The sequence below is a fragment of the Halopseudomonas pachastrellae genome, from assembly GCF_900114765.1.
Taxonomy (GTDB): domain Bacteria; phylum Pseudomonadota; class Gammaproteobacteria; order Pseudomonadales; family Pseudomonadaceae; genus Halopseudomonas; species Halopseudomonas pachastrellae.
The window spans coordinates 54,565-68,967 of the sequence record NZ_FOUD01000004.1 but is presented as its reverse complement, the minus strand read 5'-3'; the positions used below and the strand labels follow the sequence as shown (position 1 = coordinate 68,967).

At 62.6% G+C, this 14,403-nt stretch carries 16 protein-coding genes; 13 read left to right on the top strand and 3 right to left on the bottom strand.

All coding sequences use genetic code 11. The features are described 5' to 3' along the window. Nucleotides 1-37: 37 nt before the first annotated feature. Entirely contained in the window at nucleotides 38-1,507 is a 1,470-nt protein-coding gene (locus BM116_RS04115; RefSeq protein ID WP_083723655.1) for a class I adenylate-forming enzyme family protein, read from the top strand. A gap of 34 nt (nucleotides 1,508-1,541) precedes the next feature. Here the strand turns inward: BM116_RS04115 and BM116_RS04110 are convergent, their stop codons facing one another. Beyond that, the gene (locus BM116_RS04110) at nucleotides 1,542-1,964 is read right to left on the bottom strand and encodes an Mpo1 family 2-hydroxy fatty acid dioxygenase (RefSeq protein WP_083723657.1); all 423 of its coding nucleotides are present in this window, start codon (nucleotides 1,962-1,964) and stop codon (nucleotides 1,542-1,544) included. A gap of 247 nt (nucleotides 1,965-2,211) precedes the next feature. Here BM116_RS04110 and BM116_RS04105 point away from each other — a divergent pair, with 247 nt between their 5' ends. The 7 genes from BM116_RS04105 to BM116_RS04075 all read left to right on the top strand — a co-directional run bounded on the left by BM116_RS04105 (nucleotide 2,212) and on the right by BM116_RS04075 (nucleotide 8,225). Next, complete coding sequence (locus tag BM116_RS04105; protein ID WP_083723659.1) at nucleotides 2,212-3,474, top strand: DUF1835 domain-containing protein; 1,263 nt, start codon at nucleotides 2,212-2,214, stop codon at nucleotides 3,472-3,474. Between the two features lie 105 nt (nucleotides 3,475-3,579). Continuing rightward, nucleotides 3,580-4,380, top strand: a complete 801-nt coding sequence (locus BM116_RS04100) for a hydroxymethylpyrimidine/phosphomethylpyrimidine kinase (RefSeq protein WP_083723661.1) — start codon at nucleotides 3,580-3,582, stop codon at nucleotides 4,378-4,380. After that, nucleotides 4,377-5,009, top strand: a complete 633-nt coding sequence (thiE, locus tag BM116_RS04095) for a thiamine phosphate synthase (RefSeq protein WP_083723663.1) — start codon at nucleotides 4,377-4,379, stop codon at nucleotides 5,007-5,009. The genes BM116_RS04100 and thiE overlap by 4 nt, the downstream gene beginning before the upstream one ends. A 6-nt stretch (nucleotides 5,010-5,015) precedes the next feature. Then, nucleotides 5,016-5,639 carry a PIN domain-containing protein gene (locus BM116_RS04090; protein ID WP_083723665.1) on the top strand — a complete coding sequence of 208 codons (624 nt, stop codon included), beginning with the start codon at nucleotides 5,016-5,018 and terminating at the stop codon, nucleotides 5,637-5,639. An 18-nt stretch (nucleotides 5,640-5,657) separates the two neighbouring features. Next, the gene (gene hemL / locus BM116_RS04085) at nucleotides 5,658-6,938 is read left to right on the top strand and encodes a glutamate-1-semialdehyde 2,1-aminomutase (protein ID WP_083723667.1); all 1,281 of its coding nucleotides are present in this window, start codon (nucleotides 5,658-5,660) and stop codon (nucleotides 6,936-6,938) included. Further along, entirely contained in the window at nucleotides 6,935-7,591 is a 657-nt protein-coding gene (locus BM116_RS04080; protein ID WP_083723669.1) for a hypothetical protein, read from the top strand. The genes hemL and BM116_RS04080 overlap by 4 nt, the downstream gene beginning before the upstream one ends. Nucleotides 7,592-7,610: 19 nt before the next feature. Next, nucleotides 7,611-8,225: a tetratricopeptide repeat protein gene (locus BM116_RS04075; RefSeq protein ID WP_083723671.1), complete on the top strand. Its 615-nt coding sequence runs from the start codon at nucleotides 7,611-7,613 to the stop codon at nucleotides 8,223-8,225. Between the two features lie 11 nt (nucleotides 8,226-8,236). On the opposite strand, the gene BM116_RS04070 is transcribed toward BM116_RS04075, so the two are convergent. Beyond that, the gene (locus tag BM116_RS04070; RefSeq protein ID WP_083723673.1) at nucleotides 8,237-8,566 is read right to left on the bottom strand and encodes a DUF1820 family protein; all 330 of its coding nucleotides are present in this window, start codon (nucleotides 8,564-8,566) and stop codon (nucleotides 8,237-8,239) included. A gap of 149 nt (nucleotides 8,567-8,715) precedes the next feature. Between BM116_RS04070 and miaB the strand changes: the two genes are divergently transcribed. The 5 genes from miaB (at nucleotide 8,716) to lnt (ending at nucleotide 14,010) form a co-directional block, all read left to right on the top strand. After that, nucleotides 8,716-10,029: a tRNA (N6-isopentenyl adenosine(37)-C2)-methylthiotransferase MiaB gene (gene miaB / locus BM116_RS04065; RefSeq protein ID WP_083723675.1), complete on the top strand. Its 1,314-nt coding sequence runs from the start codon at nucleotides 8,716-8,718 to the stop codon at nucleotides 10,027-10,029. A 125-nt stretch (nucleotides 10,030-10,154) separates the two neighbouring features. Continuing rightward, nucleotides 10,155-11,171, top strand: a complete 1,017-nt coding sequence (locus tag BM116_RS04060; protein ID WP_083723677.1) for a PhoH family protein — start codon at nucleotides 10,155-10,157, stop codon at nucleotides 11,169-11,171. After that, nucleotides 11,161-11,619, top strand: coding sequence for an rRNA maturation RNase YbeY (ybeY, locus tag BM116_RS04055; RefSeq protein ID WP_083723679.1), 459 nt, complete (start codon nucleotides 11,161-11,163; stop codon nucleotides 11,617-11,619). Before BM116_RS04060 ends, ybeY begins: the two co-directional genes overlap by 11 nt. Nucleotides 11,620-11,625: 6 nt before the next feature. Next, nucleotides 11,626-12,465 carry a CorC family transporter gene (locus BM116_RS04050; RefSeq protein WP_083723681.1) on the top strand — a complete coding sequence of 280 codons (840 nt, stop codon included), beginning with the start codon at nucleotides 11,626-11,628 and terminating at the stop codon, nucleotides 12,463-12,465. Nucleotides 12,466-12,489: 24 nt separating this feature from the next. Then, a complete protein-coding gene (gene lnt / locus BM116_RS04045; RefSeq protein ID WP_083723683.1) occupies nucleotides 12,490-14,010 on the top strand; it encodes an apolipoprotein N-acyltransferase in 1,521 nt (506 codons plus the stop codon). Here lnt and BM116_RS04040 read toward each other — a convergent pair. Continuing rightward, nucleotides 13,972-14,229 (bottom strand): hypothetical protein, encoded by a 258-nt coding sequence (locus tag BM116_RS04040; RefSeq protein ID WP_090475004.1) that lies wholly within the window; start codon nucleotides 14,227-14,229, stop codon nucleotides 13,972-13,974. The genes lnt and BM116_RS04040 overlap by 39 nt on opposite strands. Nucleotides 14,230-14,403 lie beyond the last annotated feature (174 nt).

Here is a 14,403-nt window from a genome sequence, read left to right as displayed (position 1 = left end):
TCCCATCACTCAACGAAAACAACAGGATGGACACCCCATGAACATTCCCAAGCTGCTCGCGGTCAACGCCCGCAAATTCCCTGCGGGCGAAGCCCTGATCACAGCGGACTGCCGCCTCAGCTGGTCCGAACTGCACGACCAGAGTCTGCGCCTGGCAGCGTACCTGCACGAGCAGTACCAGATCAGCGCGGGCGACCGGGTCGCCCTGTACATGCCCAACAGCTACAGCTGGGTGCTGGGGTACTTTGCCGTCATCAACCTCGGCGCCATCGTGGTGCCGGTCAACGCCCGCCTGACCAGTGCCGAGCTGGAATACATCCTGGGCGACTGCGACGCGCGCCTGGTCATCGCCCAGGGCGAATACGCACATCGCGCCAGCGCATTGTCCACCTGCCTGCGCCTGGATCAGCCAGCCGCGCAGGTAGCCGAGATGCACGCCCGCTGGCTGGTTGCCGACATGGACAGCGAGCAGCCCTGCACGCTGCTCTACACCTCGGGCACCACCGGCAAACCCAAGGGCGTGCTGTTCCACCACCACGCCCTGCTGACGGTGGCTACCGCCTCGGCGGTGGAAATGGACATGCGCCCATACAGCCGACTGCTGCATATGATGCCGCTGACCCATTCTGCCCCGCTCAACGTCTTTCTGCTGGGCGGCACCTACGTTGGCGCAGCGCATGTGGTATTGCCGGAGTTCCATCCGACACTGCTGCTGGACACCGTCGAGAAGGAACGCACCACCCACTTCTTCGGCGCCCCGGTCGCCTTCATGATGACGGCGCAGCAGCCGGATATCGCCGAGCGCGACATCAGCTCCATGCAGTACTGGATCTACGGCGGCGGCCCCATGTCGACCGAGCAGCTGGAAATACTCGCCGACCGCATGCAGACCGACCGCCTGTACTGCGTCTACGGCCTGACCGAGGCAGGCCCCAGCGGCAGCATCATGATGCCCGCCGAACATGCCAGCAAAGCCGGCTCAATCGGCTGCCGTGGCGCGCTGCACACGGAACTGCGTCTGGTGGATGAACAGGGTAATGAGGTTATCGGTGAGGGCACCGGCCAAATCCAGATTCGCACCGAGGGCATGATGCTCGGTTACTGGAACAAGCCCGACGCCACCGCAGAGTGTCTGCACAGCGACGGCTGGCTGGACTCCGGCGACCTCGCCCGGCGCGACGCTGCCGGCTATTACTGGGTACTGGGCCGCGCCAAGGAGCTGATTATTTCCGGCGGTGTAAACGTCTATCCACGCGAGATTGAAGTTGCGCTGGAGGCTCATCCAAACGTGGCAGAAGTAGCCGTGTTCGGTGTGCCGCATCCGCAGTGGGGCGAGACGGTAAAGGCTGTGGTGGTTGTGCGTGAACCAGTTGCCGACCTGCACGCCGAGCTATCGGCCTACCTGGAACCGCTACTGGCCGACTACAAACGCCCGCGCCTGTACGCAGAAATGGATATGCTGCCGCGCAACGCGAACGGTAAGGTGATGAAGCACCAACTGTCGTAAAGCAAACGGGGCGCCGCCCGGCGCCCCGCTCAACTCAGTAGCGAATACCAAACAGCCGGAAGATAAACCCCAAGAGCCACGCCGGACCAATCAGCAGAAACTGCACATCCTTGAAGAACGACGGCTTCTTACCCTCGATATGGTGGCCGATGAACTGACCAATCCAGGCCAGCACAAAAATTGCCACGCTGGGCCAGAACACATAGGTCATCATGCTGAGAATCAGCAGCATCACCAGGCTGACAACCAGCATGGCCGCCGCAATCTGCCAGGACAGCATGGCGTAAAACAGCAGCGAGGCCCCTACCACCAGCATCGCCACCCAGGGGTGAATGGCCCACAGCATGCCGAGCACACTGAAGGTAATCAGCGGCACGCAGATCCAATGGGTCAGCTTGTTGACCGGGTTACGGTGGCTCTCTCCGTATTCGTGAAACCATTGATCAATCGCTTTCATATACCACCTTGTTGTTAGTCTGGTTGGTGTCCACTCTGTCTCACAGTGTAGACAACACGCCCAACCGAGAACCAGTGTCAGAAGCGGCCAAGGTCGGTTGACAACCGAGCGACCAAAAGCGATCCTCTGGTTCGCGCCGCATAGGCGTCCCCGTTCGCGGAAAGGGCTGCGCCCGCTTCACCTCATCTTGAGTTACCCATACGACACCCAGCCTGCCAGGCGGACACAGGCCCGATAAGGGGATCGTATGTCCAGCACCAGCACCCGACCGATCAGCAACGGCCGCCTCAATCTTGAGCAGCAACGCAAGCGCGCCAAGGAATTGCTCAAGGGCATCAACGCAGGCGAGCACTCAGCCTTAGCGCGTGTCACCCAGTGGATCACCCCGCGTAGCGGCGCACTCAAGCTGGCGGACGCTCAACTGGTTATTGCCCGCGAGTGCGGTTTTGCCAGCTGGCCGCGGCTCAAGCAGCACATCGACAGCATTAACCTGGCCAATCAACGACTGCTGAGCGAGGGCGATCAGGACCTAAAGACCCTGCATATCCGCTGCGGCAGCGATATTCAGCACAGTTTGCGCACTGCGGGCCTGACCGGTGACTTTCTCGAGTTTTCCGACCCTTACTGCATCGGCCCGCTGAGTGACAGCGCCCCAGAAACGCTATTGCGCGAGCGCGCCACCTTTCTTGCAGAGGCTTTTGATCTGGCGCCTGCCGATGCGCTGGGCCGCCAGCAACAGGGCTACGGCACACTACTCAAACTCGACCAGTATCAACGCATCGTGCTGTGGTTCGAGCACGACAGCTACGACCAACTGATTCTTGCCTACCTGCTGCACCGCCTGCGCGAGCTGCAGCCCAGCGCAGAGCTGCAGTTGATTGCAGTTGACCAGGTGCCGGGCGTGAAGCGCTTTATCGGTATAGGTCAACTCGCCCCTGAGGTACTGAGCTGGCTCTGGCCGCAGCGCAAACAGGTCACGCCCGAGCAGCTTCGCCTGGGCAGCGACGCCTGGCAAGCGCTGACAGCGGATGACCCGGCCGCCCTGCTGGCTCTGATCAAAACCGGCACACCCGCGCTGCCGATGCTCGGCACCGCGCTGCATCGGCATCTGCAGCAACTACCGGACCTGGATTGCGGGCTCGGCCTGACCGAGCGCCTGAGCTTGCAAATTCTTGAGCGCGAAGGGCCGCTGCCGACAGGCAAGGTGTTTGCCGCCCTGATGCGGCATGACGAACCGCTGCCCTATCTGGGCGACCTGATGTTCTGGTGGCTGCTGCAGCCCCTGCTCGCCGGCCCGACGCCCTTGCTGCACATCGACAGCAGCGAGGCCGACTGGCCCCGGCGCGTCATTCAACTGAGCCCGCAAGGCCAGGCGGTAGTGCAAGGAAAAGCCGACGGTTTCAATTGCCGCGCGACTGGCTACTGGGTTGGTGGCGTTGCGCTGCAGCCGGGCCAGCCACACTGGCGTTACGATCCAGCGCAACAGAGGCTGCATAGACACAGCGGCTGAACACCCCGCGCGGCGGGCAAGATGGTATGCTAGCGGGCTGTCATGCCAGCTCCGAGCGCGCGCCGGAGCTGGTTAAACGCCCGTCAGCTCGCGGAACCACTCGCCATGTCCCAACCCAACCCGTTCAAGCCCGTCGTCCTCTGCCTCTCCGGCCACGATCCAAGTGGTGGTGCCGGCCTGCAGGCCGACATCGAGGCGCTGATCGCCCAGGGCTGTCACGCGGCCCCCACGGTGACCGCACTGACCGTGCAGGACACCGTCGACGTCAGCGACTTCCGCGTGCTGGACCGCGACTGGGTGCTGGCCCAGGCCAACAAGGTGATCAGCGACATGCCGATTTCAGCGGTCAAGCTGGGCATGCTGGGCTCGGTCGAGATGGTCGACACCGTGCTGGAGTTGATGCAACGCCTGCCCGACACGCCGCTGGTCTGCGACCCGGTGCTGCGCGCCGGCGGCGGTGGCTCGCTGGGCAAGGACGACGTCGGCTTTGCCATTCGCGAGCGCCTGTTCCCGGCTGCCGCCATCGCCACGCCCAATCTGCCGGAGGCACGCATTCTGGCTGAACTGCCAGAGGGCAGCGCCGATGAGTGCGCGGCCAAGCTGCTGCCCCATATTCGCCACCTGCTGATCACCGGCGGCCACGGTGACGAGGCGGAGATTCACAACCGCCTGTATTGCGCCGACGGCAGCCGCCACGACTTTACCTGCCCACGGCTGCCCGGCAGCTATCACGGCTCCGGCTGCACCCTGGCCAGCACGCTGGCCGGGCGCCTGGCGCTCGGTGAAGAACTGGTCAGCGCAGTGCGCTCGGCACTGGATTACACCTGGCGCACCCTGCGCGACGCCGAGCAGCCTGGTCACGGCCAGTACGTGCCGCGTCGCCTGCCGCTGGACTTCTGCTCATGAGCCAGCGCGGCCTGTACGCCATTACCGACAGCACGCTGCTGGCAGACGGCAAGCTGCTGCCTTACGTCGAAGCCGCCATCAGCGGCGGCGCCCGCTGGCTGCAGTACCGCGACAAATCCGGCGATGCCGTCAAACGGCTGGAAGAAGCCGGCCAGTTGGCAGCCCTGTGCCGCAAGCATGGCTGCGAGCTGATCATCAATGATGATCTGGCGCTGGCCGCCGAGCTCGGCGTTGGCCTGCACCTGGGCCAGGAAGACGGCTCCCTACGCGAGGCCCGTCAGCAACTTGGTCCCGACGCACTGATCGGCGCCACCTGCCACGCCAGCCTGCAACTGGCCGAGCAGGCACTGGAAGACGGTGCCGGCCACATTGCCTTTGGCCGCTTTTTTACCTCGCAAACCAAACCTGGCGGCCCCAGTGCCGATGTGCCACTGCTACGCGCCGCTCGCGCTCGCTTCAGCGTGCCGATCGTTGCTATCGGTGGCATCACACTGGACAACGCCGCCCCCCTGCTGGACGCCGGCGCCGACTACCTGGCCGTGATCAACGGCCTGTTTGGGGAAAAATCAGCAGAAGACGTCCGGCATAGAGCACTCGCTTTCAGCCAGTTTTTCACCTGCCATGGATAGGCCTTCATGCAAACAAAATACGCGCTCCTAGACCTTGAAAACATACAACCAGCTTCACTGGAGAAGTTCCAGAAAGAAGGCTTCTCACTGAAAGTTTTCGTCGGTGCAAACCAGCCCAAAATTAGCGTCGAGCTTGCTCAGGAAATTCAAGGCTTCGGCGAGAGGGCCCAGTACATTCGCGTTCAAGAGTCTGGCAAAAACGCCTTGGATTTCTATATCGCGTTCTACATGGGGCAGCTCTCATGCAAAGAGCCGAGCTGTCAAATTGTGGTCATATCGAAAGACACTGGTTACGACCCTTTGCTTAAGCACATGCGCAGCATCGGAGTAAAAAGCAGCCGAGTTGGCACCACCCAAGCAAAAGCACCGCCTCCCGCCAGCACGAAAGCTACTACGAAGAAGACACCAACCCAGATGTCTCTGCAGGAGCGCGTGCAGTTTGCAAAGAAGCATTTAATAAAGGCAAACAAAGCCAAACCGGCCAAGCTAAGCACGCTAGCCACAGACCTGCACTCAAAGTTCCAGAAAAAGCTCACAACTCAGGCTGTACAGGCACTGATAGACGAGCTGATCAAACAAGGCATTGTTGTCGACAATCAAGGGTCGATCAGCTACCAGCTAACCCCGTAATTCCCAGGAGCCATTTCCATGTCCCGTTCCGAATCCCTGTTTGCCAGCGCCCAGAAACACATCCCAGGCGGCGTCAACTCGCCGGTCCGCGCGTTCAAGAGCGTCGGCGGCACGCCGCTGTTCTTCAAGCACGCCGAAGGTGCCTACGTCATTGATGAAGACGACAAGCGTTACGTTGATTACGTCGGCTCCTGGGGCCCGATGATCCTTGGCCACAGCCACCCGGACGTACTGGACGCGGTGCGCAATCAGCTGCAGCACGGCCTGTCCTACGGCGCGCCGACCGCGCTGGAAACCGAAATGGCCGAACTGGTCTGCTCGCTGGTTCCGTCGATGGACATGGTGCGTATGGTCAGCTCCGGTACTGAAGCCACTATGAGCGCCATTCGCCTGGCCCGTGGCTACACCGGACGCGACAGCATCATCAAGTTCGAAGGCTGCTACCACGGCCATTCCGACAGCCTGCTGGTCAAGGCCGGTTCCGGCCTGCTGACCCAGGGCGTACCCAGCTCGGCGGGCGTGCCGGCCGACTTTGCCAAGCACACCCTGACGCTACCCTTCAACGACATCGAAGCGGTGCGCAGCACCCTGGCCGACGTTGGCCAGCAGGTCGCCTGCATCATCGTTGAGCCGGTTGCCGGCAACATGAACTGCGTACCGCCGGCCCCCGGCTTCCTGCAGGGCCTGCGCGAGGCCTGCGACGAGCACGGCGTAGTGCTGATTTTTGACGAAGTAATGACCGGTTTCCGCGTAGCCCTTGGCGGTGCTCAGGCCCACTACGGCGTGACGCCCGACCTCACCACCTTCGGCAAGATCATCGGCGGCGGCATGCCGGTTGGCTGCTTTGGTGGCAAGCGCGCCGTGATGGAATGTATCGCCCCGCTCGGCCCGGTCTACCAGGCTGGTACCTTGTCGGGTAACCCGCTGGCCATGGCCGCCGGTCTGACCACCCTGCGCCTGATCAAGCGTCCCGGCTTCCATGACGAGCTGACCGACTACACCAGCCGCATGCTGGCAGGCCTACAGGAACGCGCCGATGCCGCAGGCATCCCGTTCGTCACCACACAGGCCGGTGCCATGTTCGGCCTGTACTTCTCCGGCGCCGACGACATCGTCACCTTTGACGACGTGATGGCCAGTGACGCGGAACGCTTCAAGAAGTTCTTCCACCTGATGCTCGATGGCGGCGTCTACCTGGCACCCAGCGCGTTCGAGGCCGGCTTCACCTCCATTGCCCACGGCGACGCTGAACTGAAACTGACCCTGGACGCAGCTGAAAAAGCTTTCGCCGCCCTATGATCGCACTGGGTCATGTGTTGCTGACGTTGCTGCTGATTGCCGTTGGCGTCTGGCTCTGGCGTCAGCGCGCGCCGCTCGACGCACCGGCACGCGGCGCCATCACCGCCGCCCTGCTCGGACTGGGATTGGCCGCCGGCGCCAGTATGCTGCTGAGCCTGGGTGCATTGCCCGGCGCCAGCGAGCTGGCGCATACCCAGCGCATCCTTGGCCTGGCCGCGCAAAACCTCAGCCTGCCACTACTCGGGCTGGCCGCGCTCTATCTCGGGCTCGGCCTGCGCTGGCAGCCGGCCAACTGGGGGCGCATCCTCCTCGGCCTGATGGCAGCCTTTGAGCTGACCCGGCGCATGGACCTGCTGCACAGCTATCAGTGGCTGATCAACTGCGCAGCCCTGCTGGTCATGCTGCTCGCCTGCCTGCGGGTACTCGGCAACGACCGCCGCCCGCTGCCCATGGCGCTGGTCTGCGCCGCCGGCACCCTGGCACCGCTGCTGCAGCCCGGCTCGGCGCCACTGGCCGACCTGTACGGCGCCAGCGGCGCGCTGCTGTCGCTGTACCCGGCACTGCTGGGCGCGGCTTTGGCGGTTGGCCTGCTGAGCGAACAGGCGCACAATAGACCCACCTCCGACGCCGAAGCGTCGGGCGATGATTCCTAACCGAGACCCTGATCTGCCCATGCACCGCCCGCTCACGCACCTTGCCCTGTTCGGCCTGCTGGCTCTGCCAGCGGCGCCACTGCTGGCCCAGTCTGACAACCCGCTGCTGATCAGCGCGGAGGACCGCTGCGCCTTTGAGCGGGTGGACGATGACAGCCTGCCGATGGCCATTGAAGTGTGTGAAGAGGCCGCCAACGGCGGCGATCTGCGCGCCCAGTTCGAGCTGGGGCAGCTGTACTACCGGGGCGAACGGGTGGAACGCAACTATGCCAGCGCCCTGACCTGGCTGGAAAAAGCGTCGATTCAGGGCCAGCCCCAGGCGCAGTACCGCCTCGGCATGATGCACTTTCAGGGCGAAGGCGTTACCCGCAACCTGCCACAGGCCTACATCATCCTGAAGATGGCGGCCGTCAACGGCAGCAACGAGGCCATGGATGCAGCCGACCTCATCGCCCTGCAGATGAACGAGCAGGAAACCCAGGTGGCCAACCACGTGCTCGGCACCCTGTTCCGAGACTACCTAGCACAGATTCGCGAGGAACAGCTGAGCGGCAGCATCCCCGCCGAGCCTGAGCCGCAGGAGCAGCAGGGCGACGAGGAAACCGAAGCAGACGGGGAACTGGAGCTGCCTTAGGGTTGGCTCCGTTACTTGTCGCTGCGAGGCGGCATCGGAAAGTGCATGATATTGCTGCCACCGGTCGCCTCGCTGATCTTGGCCGTGCCTACCCGCTCCACCTCATCGATACGAATGATCGAGTGCACCGGGATAAAGCTGCGCTTGACGCCCTCGAACTGACTCTTGAGCTTCTCTTCCGCCGGATCAACCAGCATCTGTGAGCGCTCACCGAAAATCAGCTCTTCTATTTCCATGAAGCCCCACAGCTCACTCTGAAAGATCTGCTGGGCGTAAAGCTCGAAAACCTGTCCCTGGTTCTGGAAGATGACTCGAAAGACCGGTTGCTGTTCTTTGCTCATGGCGGCTTGATCAACACTTTGACATACATGAAGGAACGCCGGAGCAGGACCGCTCGGCGGGCGCGCATCATAGCACAGGGGCCGCCATAACAAAGGCAGGCGCTTGTGTGTATAATCGCCCCCTTTTCCAGCATCCCCAGCACACTCCCATGGCCAAGAAACTCTTTATCCAGACCCACGGCTGCCAAATGAACGAGTATGACAGCTCGCGCATGGCAGACCTGCTCGGCGACCACCAGGCAATGGAGCTGACCGACAACCCCGATGAGGCGGATGTCATTCTGCTCAACACCTGCTCGATCCGCGAGAAAGCGCAGGAAAAGGTCTTTTCCGAGCTGGGACGCTGGCGCCCGCTGAAAGAGAAGAATCCCGAGCTGATCATCGGCGTTGGCGGCTGCGTCGCCAGTCAGGAAGGCACCGCCATCCGCGACCGCGCCTCCTACGTCGACGTGGTGTTCGGCCCGCAGACCCTGCACCGTCTACCCGAGATGATCGACGCTGCGCGTACCACCCATCAGCCGCAGGTGGACGTCAGCTTCCCCGAGATCGAAAAGTTCGACGCCCTGCCCGAGCCGCGCGTAGACGGCCCGACCGCCTTTGTCTCGATCATGGAAGGCTGCAGCAAGTACTGCAGTTTCTGCGTGGTGCCCTACACCCGTGGCGAAGAAGTCAGCCGCCCACTGGCCGATGTGCTGAGCGAAATCGTTCACCTGGCTGAAAACGGCGTCAAGGAAGTTACCCTGCTGGGCCAGAACGTCAACGGCTACCGCTTTGACGGCACCGACTTTGCCGACCTGCTGCACGCGGTTGCCGCCATCGACGGTATCGAACGCATTCGCTACACCACCAGCCACCCGCTGGAATTCTCGGACGCCATCATCCAGGCCCACGCCGAGATCCCGAAGCTGGTGAAATACCTGCATCTGCCGGTGCAGTCGGGCTCCGACCGCGTCCTGGCGGCGATGAAACGCAACCACACCGCGCTGGAATACAAGTCGCGCATCCGCAAGCTCAAAGCTGCGGTGCCGGACATTATCCTCAGCTCCGACTTCATCATCGGCTTCCCCGGTGAAACCGAGCGCGATTTCGAGCAGACCATGAAACTGGTTGAGGATGTCGGCTTCGACTTTTCCTACTCCTTCGTCTACAGCGCCCGCCCCGGCACCCCGGCGGCCGACCTGAACGACGACACGCCGATGGACGTGAAAAAGCAGCGCCTGCAAATCCTCCAGGCCCGCCTGAACCAACAGGGCTTCGAGAACAGCCGCCGCATGGTCGGCACCACCCAGCGTATCCTGGTCAGCGACTTCTCCAAGAAGGACCCGGGCATGCTGCAGGGCCGCACCGAGCACAACCGCGTGGTCAACTTCCGCTGCGACAACCCGGGCCTGATCGGCCAGTTTGTTGATGTCGAGATCCTCGAAGCGCTGCCGCATTCGCTCAGGGGCCAGCTGGCGGGGTAAACCCCCGGCTGGAAGCTGGAAGCTTCAAGCCTCCAGCTTCCGGCCCAAGTTTGTTTAGCTTTTCCTCCCGCCCAACGGGCGTTATGCTGTACGCCCTTTAGCCACACGGCGCCATCTGGACCATTTTGAACGCATCCGCACACATCCATCGTTTCAGCATCGAACCCGTCGATCCGCGACGTTTTGCCAGCCTTTGTGGCCAGTTCGATGAAAATCTCCACCTGATCGAGCAGCGTCTCGGTATCGAAGTGCGCAACCGCGGCAATCACTTCGAGCTGATTGGCGACGAGTCGCTGACCCGCGCCGCCGAGGCGGTGTTACGCCAGCTCTACCGCGAAACCCGCGACAATGACGCCCTGAGCCCGGATACCGTACACCTGTATCTGCAGGAGTCTGGGCTGGAGAGCCTGAGTGAGACCCTGGACAGCGGTGGCGGCAACCAGAAGCCGGTGATCCTGCGTACCCGCAAGATGACCATTCAGCCGCGCGGGCCCAATCAGCAAAATTATGTGCGCTCCATTCAGGAGCACGACATCAACTTCGGTATCGGCCCGGCGGGCACCGGCAAGACCTATCTGGCCGTCGCCTGCGCGGTAGACGCCCTGGAGCGCGAGCAGGTTCGCCGCATCCTGCTGGTGCGCCCGGCGGTTGAAGCCGGCGAGAAGCTGGGCTTTCTGCCGGGCGACCTGGCTCAGAAGATCGACCCCTACCTGCGTCCGCTGTACGACGCCCTGTACGAGATGCTCGGTTTTGAACAGGTTGCCAAGCTGATCGAAAAGCAGGTGATCGAGATTGCCCCGCTGGCGTACATGCGTGGCCGCACGCTGAACAACAGCTTTATCATTCTCGACGAGTCGCAAAACACCACGCTGGAACAGATGAAAATGTTCCTCACGCGCATCGGTTTTGGCTCGACCGCCGTGATCACTGGCGACATCACCCAGGTCGACCTGCCGCGCGGCACGCGCTCGGGCCTTGCACATGTCACCGAGGTCCTCAAGGACGTCAAAGGCATCGGCTTTACCCACTTCCAATCCAAGGACGTGGTGCGTCACCCACTGGTGCAGCGCATTGTCGAAGCCTATGACCGCTTTGATGCACTGCAGGAAAGCGCCCGCCGGGAACGCCGCGATGAGCATTGAGCTGGATATCCAGCGCGCCTCCAGCGCCTCAGATCAGCCCGACGACGACAGCTTCATACGCTGGGTCGGGCTGGCATTGGGGACCGGTACCGACCGAGAGCTGACCATCCGTCTGGTGGACGCCGATGAGGGCCGCCAGCTGAATCACACCTACCGCGGCAGGGACTACGCGACCAACGTGTTGTCCTTTCCCGCTGACCTGCCTGCCGAACTCGATTTGCCGCTACTGGGCGATCTGATTATCTGCGTCCCTGTGGTGGCCAAAGAGGCCGCCGAACAGAACAAACCCCTGCTCGCCCACTGGGCGCACATGGTTATCCACGGCTGTCTGCACTTGCTCGGCTATGATCACATCGACGACGATGACGCCGAAGAAATGGAAAGCCTGGAACGGGAATTGCTGGCAGAACTCGGCATAGCCGACCCCTATCTTGACGATAATGAGTAAGGATCAATGAGCGAAGATCGATCGACCAACGGGCATAAGTCGTGGCTGGATAAGCTAGTCCAGGCTTTTGTCCATGAACCCAAGAACCGCCAGGAACTGCTCGAACTGCTGCGCGAGGCGCACAGCAACGAGGTTCTGGATATTGAGGCCCTGTCGATCATCGAGGGTGCACTGCAGGTCTCGGACATGCAGGTCCGCGACATTATGGTGCCGCGCTCGCAGATGACCACCATCAAGGCGACCCAAAGCCCGCGTGAATTCCTGCCGGCAGTCATCGAGGCAGCGCACTCGCGCTTCCCGGTCATCGGCGAGAGCATTGATGACGTGCTCGGCGTGCTGCTGGCCAAAGATTTGCTGCCGCTGCTGCTGGAAGAAAACACCGAACGCTTCAACATCAAGGACATCCTGCGCCCGGCCACCTTTGTGCCTGAGTCCAAGCGTCTGAATGTGCTGCTGAAAGAGTTTCGCGCCACCCGCAACCACATGGCCGTGGTCATCGACGAATACGGCGGCGTTGCCGGCCTGGTAACCATCGAGGACGTGCTGGAGCAGATTGTCGGTGACATCGAAGACGAGCACGATGTCGACGAGGACAGCCAGATCAAGCCGCTGCCGAGCGGCGATTATCTGGTCAAGGGCCTGACCCCCATCGACGAATTCAACGAGCACTTTGAAACCAGCTTCCCCGACGAAGAGTTCGATACGGTCGGCGGCCTGGTGATGAATGCCTTCGGCCATCTGCCCAAGCGCAACGAGGTGGTGGAGCTGGACGGCTTCCGGGTGCGCGTGCTGAACGCCGACAGCCGCCGGGTTCACCTGCTGCGCGTTACCCTGGTCAACCGCTGAGTCCATCGCGATAAGGAACACCCCATGCACGCCCTGCTGAGCCGCCTGCGCGGCCCCGGCCTCGTCGGCCACCTGATTGCCCTGGTCGCCGGGGCGCTCAGCACGCTGTCCTTCGCCCCTTACAACCTCTGGCCACTAGGCATGCTCTCGGTGGCGCTGCTGTATCAGGGGCTCAAGGAGGTCACGCCACGGCAGGCGGCGCTGCGCGGCGGCGCCTGGGGGCTGGGGCTGTTCGCCTCTGGCGTGTCCTGGATCTATATCAGCATCCATCTGCATGGCAACGCGTCACCGCCGCTGGCGGCCTTCCTGACCGGCGGTCTGGAACTGGGCCTGGCCTGTTTCTTTGCCCTGATGGCCTGGCTGTGGGTGCGCTTTTTGCGCCCCGCCGGCGCCTGGCTCGGCAGCCTGAGCTTTGCCCTGCTGTGGTTTGCCCAGGAGATGTTTCGCAGCTGGTTCCTGACCGGCTTCCCCTGGCTGTATCACGGCTACGCCCACAGCCACACCTGGCTGGCCGGCTGGGCGCCGGTGGGCGGCGTCTGGTTGCTGGGCGTGCTATCGGTTTTCATGGCCTGCCTGCTGAGCGAATGGCGCCTGGCGCGCAAGCCGCTGCAACTGGTCGGCGCGGCGCTGCTGTTCGGCTTTATCTGGGGCGGGGGGCTGCTGCTGTCCTACATCGACTGGACCCAGCCAACGGGCAAGCGCCTGAGCGTCAACCTGGTGCAGGCCAATATCGCCCAGTCCAATAAATGGGACCCGGCCTACATTACCCGCACCCTGGAGCTGTATCGCGACCTGACCTACGCCCAGCCACCCACCGACCTGGTGGTCTGGCCGGAAACAGCGGTGCCCATTCTGCAGAGCCAGGGCCAATATTTCGTCGACGGAATCGCCGCCAACCTGGCCGAAGAGGGCCGCACCCTGATCACCGGCATCCCGGTCGACACCCAGGACGCCGATGGCCTGCGCATCTACAACGGCATCATGGTCGGCGGCAGCGAGCCACGCAGCCAGTACCTGAAGCAAAAACTGGTGCCCTTTGGCGAGTACGTACCACTCGAAGACCTGCTGCGCGGGCTGATCGACTTTTTCGACCTGCCCATGTCCAGCTTCAGCCGCGGCCCGGCCGACCAGCCGCCACTTCAGGCTGCCGGCTACGCCCTCGCCCCCCTGATCTGCTATGAGGCCGTCTACCCCGACTTTGCAACCAGACTGGCAGCGCAGAGCGAGCTGCTGATCACCATCAGCAACGACAGCTGGTTTGGTTCTTCGATTGGCCCGCTGCAGCACCTGCAGATGGCACAGATGCGCGCCATTGAGGCCCAGCGCTGGATGATCCGCGCCACCAACAACGGCGTTACCGCACTGATTGATCCACGCGGCAGCATCCGCGAGCGCATACCGCAGTTCCAGCAGGAGGTGCTCATTGGCGAGGTGCAACCCATGACCGGCCTGACGCCCTACCTGCGCTGGCGCAGCTGGCCGCTGGTAGTGCTGGCTGCCTTGGTGCTAGTGCCGTGTACCCTGCGGCGGCGCCAGCCCCGGTAAAGGCGTACGCTCGGCCAGCGCACAGAGTATTTGTTGCAGTAGCAACAGGTCAGCCTCACTAAGGCCCTTGAGCTCCAGCTCCGAGGGCAACTCTGCGTTACCGCCCATCCACTGTCGCGTGTGCGCCATATCCAGAGCCTGATCCAACCGTCGCAGCAAGCGGCTATAGCCACTGTCGGCAGAACGACTGGCCAGCGTCTCTGAAATTCCTGCGCACATGCTGTCACCTCCCGAGCGGATTTGCCCGTACCAGCAGGGTGCGGGCTTTCCTAGAGAATAGACGCGGTTGCGCCCTTGCCAGAGGCCCGACGACGAATGGCACAGCGACTACCTGAGCCGCCCCTGGTGGTGTATCCTGCCCCATTCCTTTTTCCTCCGTACGAGTCACCAGAC